Origin of the sequence: Pandoraea pneumonica (assembly GCF_902459645.1) — a bacterium.
Taxonomy (GTDB): domain Bacteria; phylum Pseudomonadota; class Gammaproteobacteria; order Burkholderiales; family Burkholderiaceae; genus Pandoraea; species Pandoraea pneumonica.
Genome location: NZ_CABPSK010000001.1, coordinates 1,672,643 through 1,692,455, shown reverse-complemented (window position 1 = coordinate 1,692,455; position 19,813 = coordinate 1,672,643). Strand labels below are relative to the sequence as shown.

Genomic DNA, 19,813 nt, shown 5'->3' with positions numbered 1-19,813 from the left:
TCGCGCCGTGAACCGCCGCGGACATCGCATCGCAGACCGCGCACGCGGCCAGACACCGATGCCGCCGGGAACGAGACAAGACACGAGAGCTTGTCCGTTCGCGAAAACGAAGTGTTCCATATGTTGGTCGACGGCTTGGCCGTCAATGAAGTGGCTCACGCGCTGCATCTGAGTGAGCGCACAGTAACGTCGCATGTCATGCAAATTCTGCACAAGCTCGCGCTCGGAGATTGTGCGGACCTGATCGGCTACGCCGTGCGGCATGGGCTGGTCGATGAAGGGACGGAGGGCGCTGTCTGAGTTTTTGACGGCACCCGTCGACAATATGGAGCGCGCCGCCGTATCTCGGTCGTAACGGTACGCGAGCGCGCCATTCGGAGCTAACCCGGCGCGTTGCAGACGATCTTCGCGATCGCGTGCGACGCGCCAGTCACACCAGAACGCATGCGCGCCCGCCACGCGTTGTCCCGCGATCCCTGTTGCTCGTCTCCCATCTGCCCCTAGCTGACCTCGCGCTCAATCGCGCGTCGCTCTCTCCGCCTCGTCTCGATTACTGCCGAGCGCATGGCGTCGGCCGACGCGAATTTGCCGTCGGTGATAAGGTACGGCTCGAACCTATTTGACCGATGGTGCGTGGCCGCTTGCAGCGGTGCGCGCCGGCACCTAACGAGGACAGACACATGAAGGCGATCGAGATCACGCAATACGGCGCACCGGAAGTGCTCAAGCTGACCGAGCGCGCCAAACCCGAACTCAAGCCGGGTGAGGTGCTCATCAAGGTGAAAGCGTCGGGCGTGAACCGGCCTGATGTGCTGCAACGTATTGGTCAGTATCCGGTGCCGCCGGGCGCGTCGGATCTGCCGGGTCTTGAAGTGGCTGGTGAAATCGTCGAGGGCTCGCTCGATGGCGCCGACAATCGCTGGGGGCTGAAGATTGGCTCGCGTGTCTGCGCGCTGGTGCAGGGCGGCGGCTATGCCGAGTACTGCGCAGCACCGCTCGCGCAGTGTTTGCCGGTGCCGGAAGGGCTGTCCGATGTCGAGGCGGCGTCGCTGCCGGAAACGTTCTTCACGGTGTGGAGCAACGTGTTCGATCGCGCGCACCTGGGCAACACCGAAGCGGGCGAGAAAGAAACGCTGCTCGTGCAAGGCGGCACCAGCGGTATCGGCGTGACGGCGATTCAACTGGGGGTGGCGCTGGGGCACCGTGTGTTCGCGACGGCAGGCTCCGACGATAAGGCGCGTGCTTGCGAGGCACTCGGTGCCGAGCGCGGCATCAATTACAAGACGGAAGACTTTGTCGCCGTCACGAAAGAGCTCACCAAGGATCGCGGCGTCGACGTCGTGCTCGATATGGTGGGCGGCGATTATTTGCCGCGCGAAGTGCAGGCGCTGGCGTTCGACGGCCGCATCGCCATCATCGCGCTGCTCGGCGGCAGCAAGGCCACGCTCGATATGGGGGCGCTGCTGCGTCGTCGTCTGACCGTGACCGGCTCGACGCTGCGTCCGCGTTCGGTCGCGTTCAAGGCCGCGATTGCGCAGCAACTGCATGAGAAGGTCTGGCCGTTGTTCGCTGCGGGCAAGATTCGCCCGGTGATTTACCAGACGTTCCCGGCAGAGCAGGCAGATAAGGCGCATGCCCTGATGGAAACCAGCACCCACGTCGGCAAGATCGTGCTGACTTGGTAAGTCTGGCGGGCGGGGCGGGTGAAATTCGCGTGAAAGCCCCATTTCATGCGGTTTTTCGCGCCCGTCGTCCGGCGAAATTGACCCCCATAGCCCAGACGCACTAGAATGAGAGGTTTTTCGTCTATAAGCATGGGGGAGAAGGCGTGACATCTGCTATCGCAGCTTCGGCTCGCACTATCAGCCGTAAGGCTGGCAAGCTCGTCGTGGGCAATTGGAAACTGCACGGCAGTCTGGCCGGCAATGAGGCCCTGTTGGGTGGTTTGCTGGCATCGCCGGTGCTGAGTGCGCCGGGCGTCACCGCCGCGGTGTGCGTGCCGTTCCCCTATCTCGCACAGTGCCAGGCGCGCCTCTCGGGGCAGGCGCTGGGTTACGGCGCACAAGATGTGTCGGCGCAAGTGAGCGGTGCGTTCTCGGGGGAAGTGGCCGCGCCGATGATTGCCGAATTCGGTGCGCAGTTCGTGATCGTGGGCCACTCGGAGCGTCGCCAGTACCATGGCGAAACCGACGCCGGCGTAGCAGCCAAGGCGCTGCGCGTACTCGATGCAGGCATGACGCCGATCGTGTGTGTGGGCGAAACGCTTGCCGAGCGCGAAGCCGGCGACACGAAGGCCGTGGTGACGCGTCAGCTCGACACGGTGCTCGCTGCACTGACGGCTGAGCAGGCTGTGAAGATCGTCGTTGCCTACGAGCCGGTTTGGGCGATTGGCACGGGCAAGACGGCAACGTCGGCCGAAGCGCAGGAAGTGCATGCGCATCTGCGCGCGATGCTCCGTGCGAAAGGCGAGGCGGTTGAGGATGTGGCGGTGTTGTACGGCGGCAGTGTGAAGCCGGACAATGCGGTCGAATTGTTTGCGATGCCCGACGTCGATGGCGGTCTGATCGGCGGTGCGGCATTGAAAGCAGCGGATTTTCTGGCGATTTGCGAGGCGGGTCTGCCGCGCTAATGCCGGTGCCATTTTGTAATGGCACGAAATAGTCATGATGCGTCGCAGCAAATGCGGCGCAAATCAGATTCTTCTATACGGGTGATGAGATGGGGTTGTTTAAGACGTTTTTGGTCGTGGTGCAGGTGCTTTCCGCGCTGGGCATCATCGGTCTGGTGTTATTGCAGCATGGTAAGGGTGCCGATATGGGCGCCGCGTTCGGTAGCGGTTCGTCGGGTAGCTTGTTCGGTGCTTCGGGTTCCGCCAACTTCCTGTCGCGCACCACGGGGGCATTGGCTGCCTTGTTCTTCGTGACCACGCTGGGCCTCACGTACCTGGGTTCGTATAAGCCGAAGGCAAATATCGGTGTCCTTGGTAATTTGCCCGCAGCGACCGCACCGGTGGCGGCTTCGGCGGCAGGTGCATCGAGCGTTCCGGCACCGGCTTCGGTGGCGAATCCGCAAGACGTGCCCAAGTAATTAGCAAGTCGTTTGTGACAAGTAATAAGCTGTAAAGAAAATCGAAAAAAATTCGATTTGTGCATTGAACAAAATGCCGAAGGGCGCTACTATAGCGGTCTTGAAGCGATTCGTAAGTGACAGCGGATTGCAGACTATGAATGCCGACGTGGTGAAATTGGTAGACACGCTATCTTGAGGGGGTAGTGGCGAAAGCTGTGCGAGTTCGAGTCTCGCCGTCGGCACCACAGTTCTACGATGCCAGCCTTGCGTTTATGCTTTGGCTGGCATTTTATTTTGTGCTCACCGTTCATCCGCTTTCCGGTCCCCACACCATCGACGAGAGCGGTTCTTTGAACTAACCGAAAGAGGGTAGAGTTGAACCTCGGAACCTATTATCCCGTCCTGCTGTTTCTTCTGGTAGGTGGCGGTCTTGGGGCGGTACTGATTGGCGTCGGTAAATTCCTCGGCCCCAACAAACCCGACAGCGAAAAACTCTCTCCGTACGAGTGTGGCTTCGAAGCATTCGAAGACGCGCGCATGAAGTTCGATGTGCGCTACTATCTCGTCGCCATCCTTTTCATCCTGTTCGATCTCGAAACGGCATTCCTGTTTCCGTGGGGCGTAGCTCTGCGCGATATCGGCTGGGTGGGCTTTATCTCCATGATGGGTTTCCTGCTTGAACTGCTGATCGGTTTCGTGTTCCTGTGGAAGCGCGGTGCGCTCGACTGGGAATAAGGCCGACGATTGACAGCAGCATTGCAGAAGGATTCAGGGTAAGCATATGAGCATCGAAGGGGTTTTGCGCGAAGGGTTCGTCACCACCACGGCTGACAAACTCATCAATTGGACGCGCACGGGTTCGCTGTGGCCGATGACGTTCGGTCTCGCTTGTTGTGCCGTCGAAATGATGCACGCGGGCGCAGCGCGTTACGATCTTGACCGGTTTGGCGTGGTGTTTCGTCCGAGCCCGCGTCAGTCGGACGTGATGATCGTCGCCGGCACACTGTGCAACAAGATGGCGCCTGCGCTGCGTAAGGTCTACGACCAAATGGCCGAACCGCGCTGGGTGATCTCGATGGGGTCGTGCGCCAACGGCGGCGGCTACTATCACTATTCGTATTCGGTGGTGCGCGGTTGCGATCGCATCGTGCCGGTCGACGTCTACGTGCCGGGCTGTCCGCCGACGGCCGAGGCGCTGGTCTACGGCATCATCCAGTTGCAGTCAAAGATCAAGCGGACTGCGACGATCGCTCGCAAATAACGCCACCGCCCATGTCTACACTAGAAAAACTCAAGACCACCCTGCAAAACGTGCTTGGCACCCGTGCCGAGCAGTTGGTGGAAGCCCTTGACGAACTCACGTTGACGGTCAAGGCGAGCGACTATCTCGAAGTGGCGCGCACGCTGCGCGATCACCCCGAGCTCAAGTTCGAACAGCTGATGGACGTTGCCGGCCTGGACTACTCGGCCTACGGCGACGGCGCCTACGACGGCCCGCGTTACGCTGCTGTCTCGCATCTCCTCTCGATCTCGTTCAACTGGCGTCTGCGCGTGCGCGTGTTCGCGACGGATGACGACCTGCCGGTCGTGGCCTCGCTGATCGACGTGTGGAGCTCGGCGAACTGGTTCGAGCGCGAAGCTTTCGATCTGGTCGGCATCGTGTTCGAAGGCCATCCGGATCTGCGCCGCATTCTGACGGACTACGGTTTCATCGGTCACCCGTTCCGCAAGGACTTCCCGACGTCGGGTTATGTCGAGATGCGTTACGACCCCGAGCAGAAGCGCGTGATCTATCAACCGGTGACGATCGAGCCGCGCGAAATTACGCCGCGCATCATCCGCGAAGAGCATTACGCCGGTCTGAAACATTAAGGTGGCCTTGTGGCAGACATCAAGAACTACACACTGAACTTCGGTCCGCAGCACCCGGCAGCGCACGGCGTGCTGCGCCTGGTGCTCGAGCTGGACGGCGAAGTGATCCAGCGCGCCGATCCGCACATCGGCCTGCTGCACCGTGCGACCGAAAAGCTCGCTGAGTCGAAGACGTTCCTGCAATCCGTGCCGTACATGGATCGTCTGGACTACGTCTCGATGATGTGCAACGAGCACGCGTACGTGATGGCGATCGAAAAGCTGATCGGCGTCGATGTGCCGATTCGCGCACAATACATCCGCGTGATGTTCGACGAAATCACGCGGATTCTGAATCACTTGATGTGGATTGGTTCCCACGCACTCGACGTGGGCGCGATGGCGGTGTTCCTGTACGCCTTCCGTGAGCGCGAAGACCTGTTCGACGTGTACGAAGCCGTCTCGGGTGCTCGCATGCACGCGGCTTACTACCGTCCGGGCGGCGTGTACCGCGATCTGCCGGACACGATGCCGCAGTACCGCGCATCGAAGTTCCACAACGAACGTGCCATCAAGAAGATGAACGAAGCGCGCGAAGGTTCGCTGCTCGACTTCATCGAAGATTTCGCGATTCGCTTCCCGAAGTGCGTCGACGAGTACGAAACGCTGCTCACCGACAACCGGATCTGGAAACAGCGTCTGGTCGGTATCGGTGTGGTGTCGCCGGAGCGCGCACTGCAACTCGGCTTCTCGGGCGCGATGCTGCGTGGTTCGGGCATTGCCTGGGACTTGCGCAAGAAGCAGCCGTACGAAGTGTACGACCGCCTCGAGTTCGACATCCCGGTGGGCAAGGAGGGCGATTGCTACGACCGCTATCTGGTGCGCGTGGAAGAAATGCGCCAGTCGGCGAGTCTGGTGCGTCAATGCGTGAAGTGGCTGCGTGAGAATCCGGGTCCGGTGATCACGGATAACCACAAGGTGGCACCGCCGTCGCGCGTTGAAATGAAGTCGAACATGGAAGAGCTGATTCACCACTTCAAGCTCTTCACCGAAGGCTTCCACGTGCCGGCCGGCGAGACGTATGCCGCGATCGAGCACCCGAAGGGCGAGTTCGGCATCTATCTGGTGTCGGACGGCGCTAACAAGCCGTACCGCTTGAAGATTCGTGCACCGGGCTTTGCCCACCTTTCTGCGCTCGACGAGATGGCCAAGGGCCACATGATTGCCGATGCTGTGGCGATCATCGGTACCCAGGACATCGTGTTCGGCGAGATCGATCGCTAAACGCGCAGCGGGCGCCCTAGGCGCCCGCCGGTTTTAATTCGGCAGGGTTTCGCAGGTCGATACCGTTGCCGTTCCTAGTTGCCGTGCCTGTGAGTCGCGGGCGGCCGAGATGATCGGCTCGCCCGCGCTGGCACGAGCGGGGATAACGTTTTAGAGAACAGTCGGATCGGAAATGCTTTCTCCCGAAGCCCTGAAGAAAATCGACCGTGCCGTTGCCAAATACCCTGCCGACCAGAAACAGTCGGCGGTGATGCACGCACTTGCCGTAGCGCAGGTCGAGAAAGGCTGGTTGTCGCCCGAAGTGATGCAATTCGTGGCGGACTACCTCGAGATGCCCGCAGTCGCGGTGCAAGAGGTCGCAACCTTCTACACCATGTTCAACACGAGCCCGGTGGGCAAGTTCAAGTTGACCGTGTGCACGAACCTGCCTTGCCAGCTCACGCGTGGCGAAGAGATGGCGAAGTACCTGAAGGAAAAGCTGGGTGTCGAATACAACGACATCACGCCTGACGGTCTCTTCACGGTCAAGGAAGGTGAGTGCATGGGCGCTTGCGGCGATGCCCCCGTGATGCTGGTGAACAATCACCGCATGTGCGGCTTCATGAGCGAAGAGAAGGTCGACGCGCTCATCGATGAGCTCAAGGCCAAGGCCGCAGACGGAGAGAAAGCATGACGTCGCTGCACAACCGTCACATCAAACCGCTGATTCTCGCGGGCCTCAACGGCGATAACTGGCATTTGGAAGATTACGTCAAGCGCGGTGGTTACCAGCAGCTCACGCGTATTCTGAAAGAAGGCCTCACGCCCGAGCAGGTGATCGCCGACGTGAAGGCTTCGGGCCTGCGTGGCCGCGGAGGCGCAGGCTTCCCGACCGGTCTGAAGTGGAGCTTCATGCCGCGCGCGTTCCCGGGTCAAAAGTATCTCGTCTGCAATTCGGACGAAGGCGAACCGGGTACGTTCAAGGATCGCGACATCCTGCGCTACAACCCGCACGCCCTGATCGAAGGCATGGCCATCGGCGGTTTCGCCATGGGCATCACGGTCGGCTACAACTACATCCACGGCGAAATCTACGAAGTGTATGAACGCTTCGAAGAGGCGCTGGAAGAAGCGCGCGCCGCCGGGTTCCTGGGCGACAACATTCTCGGCACGGACTTCTCGTTCCAGCTGCACGGTCACCATGGCTATGGTGCGTACATCTGCGGCGAAGAAACTGCGCTGCTCGAATCGCTCGAAGGCAAGAAGGGCCAGCCGCGCTTCAAGCCGCCGTTCCCGGCGAGCTTCGGTCTGTACGGCAAGCCGACCACGATCAACAACACCGAAACGTTCGCAGCCGTGCCGTTCCTGCTCGCGACCGGTCCCCAGCAATACCTGGAAATGGGCAAGCCGAACAACGGCGGCACCAAGATTTTCTCGGTATCGGGCGACGTCGAGCTGCCGGGTAACTACGAAGTGCCGCTGGGTACGCCGTTCGGCGAATTGCTCGAACTGGCCGGTGGCATGCGTGGCGGTAAGAAGCTGAAGGCAGTCATTCCGGGTGGTTCGTCCGCCCCGGTGGTGCCCGCCGGTCTGATGATGGAAACGACCATGGACTACGACAGCATCGCCAAGGCTGGCTCGATGCTGGGTTCGGGTGCCGTGATCGTGATGGACGAGACGCGCTGCATGGTGCGCTCGCTGTTGCGTCTGTCGTACTTCTACTACGAAGAATCGTGCGGTCAGTGCACGCCGTGCCGTGAAGGGACTGGCTGGCTGTGGCGCGTGGTCAATCGTATCGAGCATGGCGAGGGCCGCAAGGAAGACCTCGACCTGCTCAACTCGGTGGCCGAGAACATCATGGGCCGTACCATTTGCGCGCTGGGCGATGCCGCAGCGATGCCGGTGCGCGGCATGCTCAAACACTTCTGGGACGAGTTCGCCTACCACGTCGAGCACAAGCATTGCTTGGTCGGCGCTCACTAATCCCTTTTGACGCTTGGCATTGAACCGCTATGGTTGAAATCGAAATTGACGGCCAAAAGGTCGAGGTGCCCGAAGGCAGCATGGTGATCCAGGCTGCCAAGAAGAACGGCACCTATATTCCCCACTTCTGCTATCACAAGAAATTGTCGATCGCAGCGAACTGCCGTATGTGCCTGGTCGAGGTCGAAAAGGCCCCGAAGGCCGTGCCGGCCTGCGCCACGCCCGTTGCCAACGGCATGATCGTGCGCACCAACTCCGAGAAGGCTGTGAAAGCGCAGCAATCGGTGATGGAGTTCCTGCTGATTAACCACCCGCTCGACTGCCCGATCTGCGATCAGGGCGGTGAGTGCCAACTTCAAGATTTGGCAGTGGGTTACGGCAAATCGGCATCGCGCTACCAGGAAGAGAAGCGTGTGGTGTTCCACAAGAATGTGGGCCCGCTGATCTCGATGGAAGAAATGTCGCGTTGCATCCACTGCACGCGCTGCGTGCGCTTCGGTCAGGAAGTGGCCGGGGTGATGGAATTCGGCATGCTGGGCCGTGGCGAGCACTCGGAAATCACGTCGTTCGTCGGTAAGACGGTCGACTCCGAACTGTCCGGCAACATGATCGACCTGTGCCCGGTGGGTGCGCTGACGTCGAAGCCGTTCCGTTACAGCGCCCGTACGTGGGAACTGTCGCGCCGCAAGTCGGTGAGCCCTCACGATGGCGTGGGCGCGAACCTCGTGGTGCAAGTGAAGAACAACAAGGTCATGCGCGTGGTGCCGCTCGAAAACGAAGCGGTCAACGAATGCTGGATCTCGGACAAGGATCGTTTCTCGTACGAAGGTCTGAACAGCGACGAGCGCCTCACCAAGCCGATGCTCAAGCAAGGCGGCGAGTGGCACGAAGTCGACTGGCAGACGGCGCTTGAGTACGTCGGCCACGGCCTGACGGACATCATTCGCGACTTCGGCGCCGACGCCGTTGCCGGTCTGGCCTCGCCGCACGCGACCGTCGAAGAACTGCACCTGCTGCAAAAGTTCGTGCGCGCACTGGGCAGCGACAACGTCGACTTCCGCCTGCGTCAAACGGACGTGTCGGGCGGTACGAAGGGTGCCCCGTGGCTCGGCCTGCCGATCACGGAACTCGACACGCTGCAAAGCGCGCTGGTCGTCGGTTCGTTCCTGCGCAAGGATCATCCGCTGTTCGCCTCGCGTCTGCGTTCGGCGGTGAAGGCTGGCGGTCAACTGAACCTGCTGCACGGCTCGGACGACGATCTGCTCGTGAAGCTCGCGAACAAGATCATCGCTGCACCGGGCGCATGGGTAAGCGAACTGGCCGGTATCGCTGTAGCGGCTGCGGCTGCCAAGGGCGTTGCCGCACCGGCAGAACTGGCCGGTATTACGGCGAGCGACGCTGCCGAGGCGATCGCCGCTTCGCTGATCAACGGCGAGCGCCGTGCGATTCTGCTGGGCAACGCTGCCGTTCAGCATCCGGAATTCGCGCAACTGCATGCCATCGCGCAAGTGATCGCTGACATCACGGGCGCCACGCTGGGCTTCCTGACCGAAGGCGCCAACACGGTCGGCGGCTACGCAGTGAAGGCCACCAACGCGAAGGGCGCTGCGGCATTGTTCGCGCAACCGCGTCAGGCTTACGTGCTGCTCAACGCCGAACCCGAGTTCGACTCGGCCGACGCGAAGCAAGCACTCACAGCACTGAGCGGCGCGAAGATGGTCGTTTCGCTCTCGCCGTTCAAGCACGGTCTCGAATACGCCGACGTCCTGCTGCCGATCGCCCCGTTCACGGAAACGGCCGGTACGTTCGTCAACGCCGAAGGTCTGCCGCAACACTTCAACGGTGTGGTGCGCGCGCTGGGCGAAACGCGTCCGGGCTGGAAGGTGCTGCGCGTGCTGGGCAACCTGCTCAAGCTGCAAGGTTTCGAACAAGACACCGTGGAACAAGTGCGTGCAGAAGCGCTCGCCGGTTTCTCGGCCGCTTCGCTCGACAACCGCGCCACGGCAACGCTGGCTGCGCCGAAGGCCGCTGCACAGGGTCTGCAACGTCTGGCCGATGTGCCGATTTACTCGGCCGACGCGCTGGTGCGCCGCGCCCCGTCGCTGCAATTGACCAACGACGCCAAGGCTTCGCTGCGCGCGACGCTGCCGGCGGCACTGTTCGACAGCCTCGGCCTCGCTGCCGGCGACGCCGTGCGCGTTCGCCAAGGCGATGCGGTGGTCACGCTGCCGGCAGCTCGCTCGGAAACGTTGCCTGCCAACGTGGTGCGCGTCCCGGCAGCCACGCCGGCGTCCGCTGCGCTTGGCGCGATGTTCGGTGAAATTTCGGTGGAGAAGGCGTAAATGAGCCTGAACGAAGTCATCAATCAATACGGCACGCAACTGCTGGGCGTGGCCTGGCCGACGGTGTGGGCGCTGGTGCGCATCCTCGTCGTGGCCGTCATCCTGCTGCTGTGCGTGGCGTACCTGATTCTGTGGGAGCGCAAGCTCATCGGCTGGATGCACGTGCGTCTCGGTCCGAACCGCGTGGGTCCGGCCGGTCTGTTGCAGCCGATCGCCGACGTGTTGAAGCTCCTGCTCAAGGAAGTCATTACGCCGACGCAGGTCAGCAAAGGCATCTACGCCATCGCTCCGGTGATGGCGGTGCTGCCGGCCTTCGCCATCTGGGCGGTGATCCCGTTCCAGCCGGGCGCAGTGCTCGCCGACGTGAACGCCGGTCTGCTGTACGCGATGGCGATTTCGTCGATCGGTGTGTACGGCGTGATTCTGGCCGGTTGGGCATCGAACTCGAAATACGCGTTCCTCGGCGCCATGCGCGCGTCGGCTCAGATGATTTCGTATGAAATCGCGATGGGCTTCGCGCTGGTGTGCGTGCTGATGACGGCTGGCTCGCTGAATCTGTCGGACATCGTGCGCTCGCAAGAGCACGGCATGTTCGCCAGCATGGGCGTGAACCTGTTGTCGTGGAACTGGCTGCCGCTGTTGCCGATGTTCGTCGTGTACTTCGTCTCGGGTATCGCGGAAACGAACCGCCACCCGTTCGACGTGGTGGAAGGCGAATCGGAAATCGTGGCTGGTCACATGATCGAATACTCGGGCATGGGCTTCGCGCTCTTCTTCCTGGCCGAGTACATCAACATGATCATCATCTCGGCGTTGGCCTCGGTGCTGTTCCTGGGTGGCTGGAGTGCGCCGTTTGGCTTCCTGTCGTTCATCCCGGGCGTGTTCTGGCTGGCGTTCAAGGTGTTCCTGCTGCTGTCGGTGTTCATTTGGGTGCGTGCGACGTTCCCGCGCTACCGCTACGACCAGATCATGCGTCTGGGCTGGAAGGTTTTCCTGCCGCTGACGATTGTCTGGGTGATCGTGGTGGGTGTCTGGATCATGTCCCCCTGGAACATCTGGGGCTGAGGCGAACGGAGTAGAGGAATCCCATGGTAAGGGCAATCAAAGACTTTTTCGGCAGTTTCCTGTTGTTGGAACTGCTCAAGGGCATGGCGCTCACAGGGCGCTACACGTTCGCACGTAAGGTGACGGTGCAGTTTCCGGAAGAGAAGACGCCGCTGTCGCCGCGTTTTCGCGGTCTGCATGCGCTGCGCCGCTACCCGAACGGCGAAGAACGCTGCATCGCATGCAAGTTGTGCGAAGCGGTGTGCCCGGCAATGGCCATCACGATCGAATCGGACGTGCGTGAAGACAATACGCGTCGTACCACGCGCTATGACATCGATCTGACCAAGTGCATCTTCTGCGGCTTCTGCGAAGAAAGCTGCCCGGTGGACTCGATCGTCGAGACGCACATTCTCGAGTATCACGGCGAGAAGCGTGGCGATCTGTACTTCACCAAAGAGATGTTGCTCGCGGTGGGCGATCGTTACGAAAACGAAATCGCGGCGGCCAAGGCGGCCGATGCGCCGTACCGTTAAAGCGGGGCAGGGCGCGACGCTTGGCGGCGCGCCCGGTGCGGCATTGACGTTGGCTAATTTGGCGACACTCCGGTGATTATGGAATTCACAACCTTACTTTTCTACGTGTTTGCGCTGATCCTCGTGGTCTCGGGTCTGAAGGTCGTGACCTCGCGCAACCCCGTGCAGTCGGCACTGTTCCTGGTGCTGGCATTCTTCAACGCTGCTGCGATCTGGATGCTTCTCGAGGCTGAGTTCCTCGCGATCATGCTGGTGCTCGTGTACGTCGGCGCGGTGATGGTGCTGTTCTTGTTCGTGGTGATGATGATCGACATCAATCTCGACGAACTGCGACGCGGTTTCGGCAAGTTCATTCCGCTGGCGAGCACCGTCGGCGCGATCATGATCGTCGAAGCGGCGCTCGTGCTCATGCGCGGCTACGGTGCCACGCGTGCGCCGGTCAAGGCAGTCTCGGCACCGGACGTGCCGAACACCAAGGCCTTGGGCATTGCGCTGTACACCGACTATATCTTTGCCTTCGAAGTGGCAGGTCTGATCCTGCTGGTGGCCGTGGTCGCAGCGATTGCGCTCACGATGCGTACCCGTAAGGACCACAAACAGACCGACCCGAGCAAGCAGGTGCGCGTGAAGAAACGCGACCGCGTGCGTCTGGTGTCGATGCCCGCCGAAGCCCGGCAGCAGTCCACCGGCGCCGACACGCCGGCGGCGGAATAAGGAGCCAGCATGATGTCGTTGTCGCTAGCGCATTACCTGGTGTTGGGCGCGATTCTCTTCGCGATCAGCATTACCGGTATCTTCCTCAACCGCAGAAATGTGATCGTGCTGCTGATGGCCATCGAGCTGATGTTGCTCGCGGTCAATCTGAACTTCGTCGCGTTCTCGCATTACCTGGGCGACATTGCCGGTCAGGTATTCGTGTTCTTCATCCTTACGGTGGCCGCCGCAGAAGCTGCGATTGGCCTGGCCATTCTGGTCACGTTGTTCCGTAAGCTCGAAACGGTCAACGTCGAAGATCTCGACCGCCTCAAGGGTTAATAAAAGCGAACGCTGTTATGGCATCCACACTGAATCCCACACTGTTGCTCGCGATCCCGCTGGCGCCGCTGGCCGGGTCCGTGATCGCCGGTCTGTTCGGCAAGCAAGTCGGACGCGCGGGCGCGCACACGGTCACGATCCTCGGCGTGCTGGTCGCGTTTATCCTTTCGGTCATGACGTTCCTCGACGTCATGAACGGCGCGAGCTTCAACGCTACCGTCTACGAATGGGCACGCATCGGCGACCTCAAGCTCGAGATCGGCTTCCTGATCGATACGCTCACCGTCACGATGATGTGCGTGGTCACCTCCGTCTCGCTCATGGTGCACATCTACACCATCGGCTACATGGCGGAAGACCCCGGCTATCAACGCTTCTTCTCGTACATCTCGCTGTTCACGTTCTCGATGTTGATGCTTGTGATGAGCAACAACTTCCTGCAACTGTTCTTCGGCTGGGAAGCGGTGGGCTTGGTCTCGTACCTGCTGATCGGTTTCTGGTACACGCGTCCGACGGCCATCTACGCCAACATGAAGGCGTTCCTGGTCAACCGCGTGGGTGACTTCGGTTTCCTGCTCGGTATCGGTCTGCTGCTGGCCTTCACGGGCACGCTGAACTACAGCGAAGTCTTCGCCAAGGCGAACGATGTCGCGGCCCTGTCGTTCCCGGGCACCGACTGGCGTCTGATTACCGTGGCTTGTATCTGCCTGTTCATCGGCGCCATGGGTAAGTCGGCACAGTTCCCGCTGCACGTCTGGCTGCCCGACTCGATGGAAGGCCCGACCCCGATTTCGGCACTGATCCACGCGGCCACGATGGTGACCGCCGGTATCTTCATGGTGAGCCGCATGTCGCCGCTGTTCGAGCTCTCGGACACCGCGCTGTCGTTCATCACGATCATCGGCGCGATCACGGCGTTGTTCATGGGCTTCCTGGGCATGATCCAGAACGACATCAAGCGTGTCGTGGCCTACTCGACGCTCTCGCAGCTCGGTTACATGACGGTCGCGCTCGGCGTGTCGGCCTACCCGGTCGCTATCTTCCACCTGATGACGCACGCGTTCTTCAAGGCGCTGCTGTTCCTCGGTGCGGGCTCGGTCATCATGGGCATGCATCACGATCAGGACATGCGCAACATGGGCGGCCTGTGGAAGTACATGCCGATCACCTGGATCACGTCGCTGCTCGGTTCGCTTGCACTCATCGGTACGCCGTTCTTCGCCGGTTTCTACTCGAAGGACTCGATCATCGAAGCGGTGGCCGCCTCGCATCTGCCGGGTTCGGGCTTCGCCTACTTCGCAGTGGTCGCCAGCGTCTTCGTGACCGCGTTCTACTCGTTCCGTATGTACTTCCTCGTCTTCCACGGCAAGGAGCGTTTCGGTCAGGCACATCATGACCACCACGACGCCCATCACGCGGACGAAGAAGACGATCACGGCGAGCACCACGGTCTGGCCCCGGGCCAGAAGCCGCACGAATCGCCGGCCGTTGTGACGATTCCGCTGATCTTGCTGGCGATTCCGTCGGTGATCATCGGTGCCATCGCGATCGCCCCGATGCTCTTCGGCTCGTTCTTCAAGCAAGGCGTGGCATTCAAGGACGTCATCTTCATCGGCGAGAATCACCCGGCGATGGAAGAACTGGGTCAAGAATTCCACGGCTGGGTTGCCATGGCGCTGCACTCGTTCGGCACGCTGCCGATCGCACTGTCGGCACTGGGTATCTTGCTGGCCGCGTTCTTCTACCTCAAGCGCCCGGACATTCCGGCCGCGTTGAAGAGCCGCTTCTCGGGCATCTACAACCTGCTCGACAACAAGTACTACATGGACAAGATCAATGAAGTGGTCTTCGCCAAGGGCGCGCTGAAGATTGGCCGCGGCCTGTGGAAGGCGGGCGACCAAGGCCTGATCGACGGCGCCGTCGTCAACGGCAGCGCGCGTCTGGTGGGCTGGTTCGCCGGCGTCATCCGCTTCATGCAATCGGGTTACATCTATCACTACGCGTTCGCCATGATCATCGGCATGCTCGGGCTCCTGACGCTGTTTGTGACGTTGAACGGCAAGTAAAAGGGGGAGCCAATAACAATGCAATCGCTACCGCTTCTGAGTCTGGCCATTTGGCTGCCCATTTTGTCGGGGATCGTTGTCCTCGCGGTGGGAAATGACCGTAACCCGACGGGCGCACGCGTGCTGGCGCTCATCGGTTCGCTGGTGAGCTTCCTGGTCACGCTGCCGCTGATCTCGAATTTCGACGCCAATACGTCGGCCTTCCAATACGTCGAAAAGACGAGCTGGATCGCACGCTTTCACATCAACTACTTCCTCGGCATCGACGGCATTTCGCTGTGGCTGGTGGTGCTGACGGCGCTGATCACGGTGATCGTGGTCATCGCGGGCTGGGAAGTGATCACAGAGCGCGTGTCGCAGTACATGGCCGCGTTCTTGATCCTCTCGGGTCTGATGATCGGCGTGTTCTCGGCACAAGACGGCCTGCTGTTCTACGTGTTCTTCGAAGCCACGCTGATCCCGATGTATTTGATCATCGGTGTGTGGGGCGGCCCGAACCGTGTGTACGCAGCGTTCAAGTTCTTCCTGTACACGCTGCTCGGATCGCTGTTGATGCTGGTCGCGCTGATTTACCTGTACAACGCAACGGGCTCGTTCACGCTGACCGACTGGTACGCGGCGAAGATTCCGATGAACGTGCAGATACTGCTGTTCGTGGCGTTCTTCATGGCATTCGCGGTGAAGGTGCCGATGTGGCCGGTGCATACCTGGCTGCCGGATGCCCACGTGGAAGCCCCGACCGGCGGTTCGGTCGTGCTGGCCGCGATCATGCTGAAGCTGGGTGCGTACGGTTTCCTGCGCTTCTCGCTGCCGATCGCGCCGGACGCTAGCCACTATCTGTCGGGTTTCATGATCACGCTGGCGCTGATCGCCGTCGTCTACATCGGCCTCGTGGCCCTGGTGCAGACCGACATGAAGAAACTGGTGGCTTACTCGTCGATCGCTCACATGGGCTTCGCGATTCTGGGCTTCTTCATGTTCAGCGAAATCGGCATGCAAGGTGCACTGGTGCAGATGATCTCGCACGGCTTCGTGTCGGGCGCGATGTTCCTGTGTATCGGTGTGCTGTACGACCGCATGCACTCGCGCAACATCGCCGATTACGGCGGTGTGGTGAACACGATGCCGAAGTTTGCCGCGTTCTTCATGTTGTTCGCGATGGCCAACAGCGGTCTGCCGGCGACGTCGGGCTTCGTGGGTGAATTCCTGGTGATTCTGGGCGCCGTGAAGCTGAACTTCTGGGTGGGTCTGCTGGCAGCGACTTCGCTGATTACCGGTGCGGCCTATTCGCTGTGGATGTACAAGCGCGTGATCTTCGGTGCGATTGCCAACGACCACGTGCGCGAGCTGATCGATATCAACAAGCGCGAGTTCTTCATGCTGGCCGTGTTGGCTGCACTCACGCTGTTCATGGGTATCTATCCGAAGCCTTTCACGGACCTGATGCACACCTCCGTGGTTAACCTCCTCGCCCACGTGGCGCAGACCAAGCTGCCGTAATCGGGGAGGAAATCTAGATCATGCAAAACATTAATCTGCTGCCTGCGTTGCCGGAGGCCATCCTGCTGCTCATGATCCTCGTGATCATGATGTGCGACGCGTTCCTCGGCCAGACGCGCAAGCTGAACTACGTGCTGGCACTCATCACGACTGCGGTCGTGTCCGTGCTGTGGGCGTGCAACGCCAGCGATCCGGCGTCGCACTATCTGTTCGGCAATGTGTTCGTTGCCGACCCGATGTCGAACCTGCTCAAGGCCTTCGGCGGTCTGGCAACGTTCATGACGTTCGTCTACGGCCAGAAGTATCTGGAAGCGCGCGGTCTCGCCCGTGGCGATTTCTACATCCTCAGCCTGTTCTCGCTGCTGGGCCTGTCGGTGATGATTTCCGGCAACAACTTCCTGACGCTGTATCTGGGTCTGGAATTGATGTCGCTGTCGCTGTACGCCCTCGCTGCCGTGTGGCGCGATTCGACGAATGCGACCGAGTCGGCCATGAAGTACTACGTGCTGGGCGCGCTCGCTTCGGGCTTCCTGCTGTACGGCATGTCGATGATGTACGGCGCGACCGGCTCGCTCGAACTGGCCAAGGTCTTCGAAGTCATCGCCTCGGGTGCGGTCAACAAGATCGTGCTGGTGTTCGGTGTGGTGTTTATCGTCGCCGGTCTGGCCTTCAAGCTGGGTGCTGCGCCGTTCCACATGTGGGTGCCTGACGTGTATCAGGGCGCACCGACGCCGGTCACGCTGCTGATCGGCGGCGCACCGAAGCTGGGTGCCTTTGCACTGCTGCTGCGTTTGCTCGTCGAAGGCATGCTGCCGCTGGCGATCGACTGGCAACAGATGCTGATCATTCTGGCGGTGCTCTCGCTGGTGATCGGTAACCTGACGGCCATCGTGCAGACCAACGTCAAGCGTCTGCTGGCGTACTCGACGATCTCGCACATGGGCTTCGTGCTGCTGGGCATGCTCTCGGGCGTGGTGGGCGGCAAGATCGACGGTATCGCCGATGCGTACGGTTCGTCGCTGTTCTACAGCGTGATCTACCTGCTGACGACGCTGGGCACGTTCGGTATCGTGCTGCTGCTCTCGCGCAAGGGTTTCGAAGCTGAGAACCTGTCGGATCTGAAGGGCCTGAACCAGCGTAGCCCGTGGTTTGCCTTCGTCATGCTGATGCTGATGTTCTCGCTGGCTGGCATTCCGCCGCTGGCAGGCTTCTACGCGAAGCTGGCCGTGCTGCAAGCTGTCGTGAACGCCGGTATGGTTTGGCTGGCCGTGGTCGCCGTGATCGCGTCGCTGATCGGTGCGTTCTACTACCTGCGTGTCGTGAAGCTGATGTACTTCGACAAGCCGGAAGACAGCAACGCGTTGGAAGGCAGCGGCACGATGCGCCTGGTGCTCTCGCTCAACGGTCTGGTGCTGGTGTATCTGGGCTTGATGCCCGGCCCGCTGATGGACTGGTGCCTGCGCACGATCAAGCTGACGTTGGCAAGCTAACGCTAGCCAGCAAGTCGGAAAGCAAGACGTAAGACGAATGGGGCAGGGCATGCATGGCATGACCGGCCCCTTCTGACGAATAAAGCCAGAATTACGGAGACGAGAACAATGGGCATGACAGCAGGCGGTACACTTGTCATTCTGCTGGCTGTGCTGGGCGCGAACTTGCCGTTCGTGAACCAGCGCCTGTTCGGCATTCTGGCCCGCAAGGCACCGGTGAAGTCGCTATGGCTGCGGTTGCTGGAGATGGTGGTCGCGTACTTCGTGGTGGGTGCACTCGGTTATCTGATCGAGAAGAGCATCGGCAACGTGTTCGCGCAGGGCTGGGAGTTTTATGCGGTGACGGCGAGTCTGTTCGTCGTGTTCGCGTTTCCGGGGTTCGTCTACCGGTATTTGTGGCGACATCGACCGGCGGCTGCCGCCTGAGATGTTGGCTTCCCGAGACGCCGCCCGCTGGGCGGCGTTTTGTTTTGGACGGTTTTGGATGGTTTTGTACGATTTTTGTGTGGCCATGGGGGTTTCATGACTCAACGTCAAATTGACGATCAGCACCTTGTAGAGACGCAGATTACGAGCGACACCGTCTACGAGGGCGCATTCCTGACCATCAAGCGCGACAACGTGCGTTTGCCCGACGGCAAGACCGCTGTGCGCGAATACACCACGCATCCGGGCGCGGTGATGGTGATTCCGTTGTTCGAAGACGGGCAAGTGCTCATGGAGCGCCAATACCGCTATCCGCTGCGTCGCGTGATGACGGAACTGCCTGCGGGCAAGCTCGACGAAGCCGAGGGTGGTTTGGCCTGCGGCAAGCGCGAGTTGCTCGAAGAGACCGGTTACCACGCGGAGCGTTGGGACTATCTGACGCGCATCCACCCCGTGATTTCCTACTCAACCGAGTTCATCGACATCTGGCTTGCGCGCGACCTGACGCTGGGCGAGCAAAAGCTCGACGACGGCGAGTTTCTCGACGTGTTCAAGATGCCCGCGACCGAGTTGCTGCAATGGGTGCGCGATGGCCGCATCACGGACGTGAAATCGGTTATCGGCGCGTTTTGGCTGGAAAAGGTAATATCCGGCGTCTGGCAGCCGAACGAGCGTTCGCCGCTGCGTTGAAGTCTTGGGGTGTCGCGTCATGAAGGTTTTTGATTTGCGTTGTGCGCACGAGCACACCTTCGAGGGCTGGTTTGGCTCGGAGGACGATTACCTGTCGCAGCAAGCCCGGGGGCTGGTGTCCTGCCCGGTTTGCGGCGACACGGGCATCGTGCGCGTGCCGTCGGCCCCTCGACTGAACCTGTCGGGCGCCACAGGACGCGATACCCCATCGAACACACCTGCTGCCGCACCGGTGGCACAGAGCAAGGCGCAGCTGCCCCCCGAAGTCGCCGAAGCCCAACGGCAGATTCAGTCGCTGTGGATGAAGGCGGTGCGCCACGTCATCGCCAACACCGAAGACGTCGGCAAGAATTTCGCCGAAGAGGCCCGCAAGATCCACTATCAGGAAGCCCCCGAACGCAATATTCGGGGCGTCGCCACGCGCGAAGAGACTGAGGCACTGGCCGACGAAGGGATCGACGTCATGGCGCTGCCGATCCCTGAGGGTGCGAAGGAAACGCTGCAATAGCGCCTCCTCC

The 19,813-nt window shown here is 60.8% G+C and carries 21 protein-coding genes and 1 tRNA gene; all 22 read left to right on the top strand.

Features of this window, described 5'->3' with window-relative positions; translation table 11 throughout:
- Positions 1 to 90 precede the first annotated feature (90 nt).
- The 22 genes from PPN31114_RS26150 to PPN31114_RS07275 all read left to right on the top strand — a co-directional run bounded on the left by PPN31114_RS26150 (position 91) and on the right by PPN31114_RS07275 (position 19,803).
- Positions 91 to 300 carry a LuxR C-terminal-related transcriptional regulator gene (locus PPN31114_RS26150; protein WP_174987763.1) on the top strand — a complete coding sequence of 70 codons (210 nt, stop codon included), beginning with the start codon at positions 91 to 93 and terminating at the stop codon, positions 298 to 300.
- Between the two features lie 380 nt (positions 301 to 680).
- A complete protein-coding gene (locus PPN31114_RS07375) occupies positions 681 to 1,685 on the top strand; it encodes an NAD(P)H-quinone oxidoreductase (protein ID WP_150678752.1) in 1,005 nt (334 codons plus the stop codon).
- A 143-nt stretch (positions 1,686 to 1,828) separates the two neighbouring features.
- On the top strand, positions 1,829 to 2,629 hold the full coding sequence (tpiA, locus tag PPN31114_RS07370; RefSeq protein ID WP_370865840.1) for a triose-phosphate isomerase: 801 nt from the start codon (positions 1,829 to 1,831) through the stop codon (positions 2,627 to 2,629).
- A gap of 89 nt (positions 2,630 to 2,718) precedes the next feature.
- Positions 2,719 to 3,087, top strand: coding sequence for a preprotein translocase subunit SecG (gene secG, locus PPN31114_RS07365; protein WP_150678751.1), 369 nt, complete (start codon positions 2,719 to 2,721; stop codon positions 3,085 to 3,087).
- A gap of 142 nt (positions 3,088 to 3,229) precedes the next feature.
- Positions 3,230 to 3,314: transfer RNA gene (locus PPN31114_RS07360), tRNA-Leu, on the top strand.
- Between the two features lie 130 nt (positions 3,315 to 3,444).
- Positions 3,445 to 3,804, top strand: coding sequence for an NADH-quinone oxidoreductase subunit A (locus tag PPN31114_RS07355; protein WP_058379371.1), 360 nt, complete (start codon positions 3,445 to 3,447; stop codon positions 3,802 to 3,804).
- A gap of 46 nt (positions 3,805 to 3,850) precedes the next feature.
- Positions 3,851 to 4,330, top strand: coding sequence for a NuoB/complex I 20 kDa subunit family protein (locus PPN31114_RS07350; protein WP_010807413.1), 480 nt, complete (start codon positions 3,851 to 3,853; stop codon positions 4,328 to 4,330).
- Between the two features lie 11 nt (positions 4,331 to 4,341).
- Positions 4,342 to 4,941: an NADH-quinone oxidoreductase subunit C gene (locus PPN31114_RS07345; RefSeq protein WP_150678750.1), complete on the top strand. Its 600-nt coding sequence runs from the start codon at positions 4,342 to 4,344 to the stop codon at positions 4,939 to 4,941.
- 9 nt (positions 4,942 to 4,950) lie between these two features.
- Positions 4,951 to 6,204, top strand: coding sequence for an NADH-quinone oxidoreductase subunit D (locus tag PPN31114_RS07340; RefSeq protein ID WP_150678749.1), 1,254 nt, complete (start codon positions 4,951 to 4,953; stop codon positions 6,202 to 6,204).
- Positions 6,205 to 6,376: 172 nt separating this feature from the next.
- Positions 6,377 to 6,877 carry an NADH-quinone oxidoreductase subunit NuoE gene (nuoE, locus tag PPN31114_RS07335; protein ID WP_150678748.1) on the top strand — a complete coding sequence of 167 codons (501 nt, stop codon included), beginning with the start codon at positions 6,377 to 6,379 and terminating at the stop codon, positions 6,875 to 6,877.
- Positions 6,874 to 8,166, top strand: coding sequence for an NADH-quinone oxidoreductase subunit NuoF (nuoF, locus tag PPN31114_RS07330; protein ID WP_150678747.1), 1,293 nt, complete (start codon positions 6,874 to 6,876; stop codon positions 8,164 to 8,166). Before nuoE ends, nuoF begins: the two co-directional genes overlap by 4 nt.
- Before the next feature lie 29 nt (positions 8,167 to 8,195).
- Positions 8,196 to 10,508, top strand: coding sequence for an NADH-quinone oxidoreductase subunit NuoG (gene nuoG, locus PPN31114_RS07325; RefSeq protein ID WP_150678746.1), 2,313 nt, complete (start codon positions 8,196 to 8,198; stop codon positions 10,506 to 10,508).
- Complete coding sequence (nuoH, locus tag PPN31114_RS07320; RefSeq protein WP_058379365.1) at positions 10,509 to 11,573, top strand: NADH-quinone oxidoreductase subunit NuoH; 1,065 nt, start codon at positions 10,509 to 10,511, stop codon at positions 11,571 to 11,573.
- A gap of 23 nt (positions 11,574 to 11,596) precedes the next feature.
- Entirely contained in the window at positions 11,597 to 12,088 is a 492-nt protein-coding gene (gene nuoI, locus PPN31114_RS07315) for an NADH-quinone oxidoreductase subunit NuoI (protein WP_039399235.1), read from the top strand.
- A gap of 78 nt (positions 12,089 to 12,166) precedes the next feature.
- The gene (locus PPN31114_RS07310) at positions 12,167 to 12,802 is read left to right on the top strand and encodes an NADH-quinone oxidoreductase subunit J (protein ID WP_150678745.1); all 636 of its coding nucleotides are present in this window, start codon (positions 12,167 to 12,169) and stop codon (positions 12,800 to 12,802) included.
- A 9-nt stretch (positions 12,803 to 12,811) separates the two neighbouring features.
- Positions 12,812 to 13,123 (top strand): NADH-quinone oxidoreductase subunit NuoK, encoded by a 312-nt coding sequence (gene nuoK / locus PPN31114_RS07305; protein WP_023596640.1) that lies wholly within the window; start codon positions 12,812 to 12,814, stop codon positions 13,121 to 13,123.
- Between the two features lie 17 nt (positions 13,124 to 13,140).
- Complete coding sequence (nuoL, locus tag PPN31114_RS07300; protein WP_150678744.1) at positions 13,141 to 15,189, top strand: NADH-quinone oxidoreductase subunit L; 2,049 nt, start codon at positions 13,141 to 13,143, stop codon at positions 15,187 to 15,189.
- 18 nt (positions 15,190 to 15,207) lie between these two features.
- Positions 15,208 to 16,689 (top strand): NADH-quinone oxidoreductase subunit M, encoded by a 1,482-nt coding sequence (locus PPN31114_RS07295; protein WP_150678743.1) that lies wholly within the window; start codon positions 15,208 to 15,210, stop codon positions 16,687 to 16,689.
- A 20-nt stretch (positions 16,690 to 16,709) separates the two neighbouring features.
- Positions 16,710 to 18,179 (top strand): NADH-quinone oxidoreductase subunit NuoN, encoded by a 1,470-nt coding sequence (nuoN, locus tag PPN31114_RS07290; RefSeq protein WP_150678742.1) that lies wholly within the window; start codon positions 16,710 to 16,712, stop codon positions 18,177 to 18,179.
- 114 nt (positions 18,180 to 18,293) lie between these two features.
- A complete protein-coding gene (locus PPN31114_RS07285) occupies positions 18,294 to 18,605 on the top strand; it encodes a DUF2818 family protein (protein ID WP_150678741.1) in 312 nt (103 codons plus the stop codon).
- A 96-nt stretch (positions 18,606 to 18,701) separates the two neighbouring features.
- Positions 18,702 to 19,295 carry an NUDIX domain-containing protein gene (locus tag PPN31114_RS07280; protein ID WP_150678740.1) on the top strand — a complete coding sequence of 198 codons (594 nt, stop codon included), beginning with the start codon at positions 18,702 to 18,704 and terminating at the stop codon, positions 19,293 to 19,295.
- Positions 19,296 to 19,314: 19 nt separating this feature from the next.
- The gene (locus tag PPN31114_RS07275; protein ID WP_150678739.1) at positions 19,315 to 19,803 is read left to right on the top strand and encodes a DUF1178 family protein; all 489 of its coding nucleotides are present in this window, start codon (positions 19,315 to 19,317) and stop codon (positions 19,801 to 19,803) included.
- Positions 19,804 to 19,813: the final 10 nt, after the last annotated feature.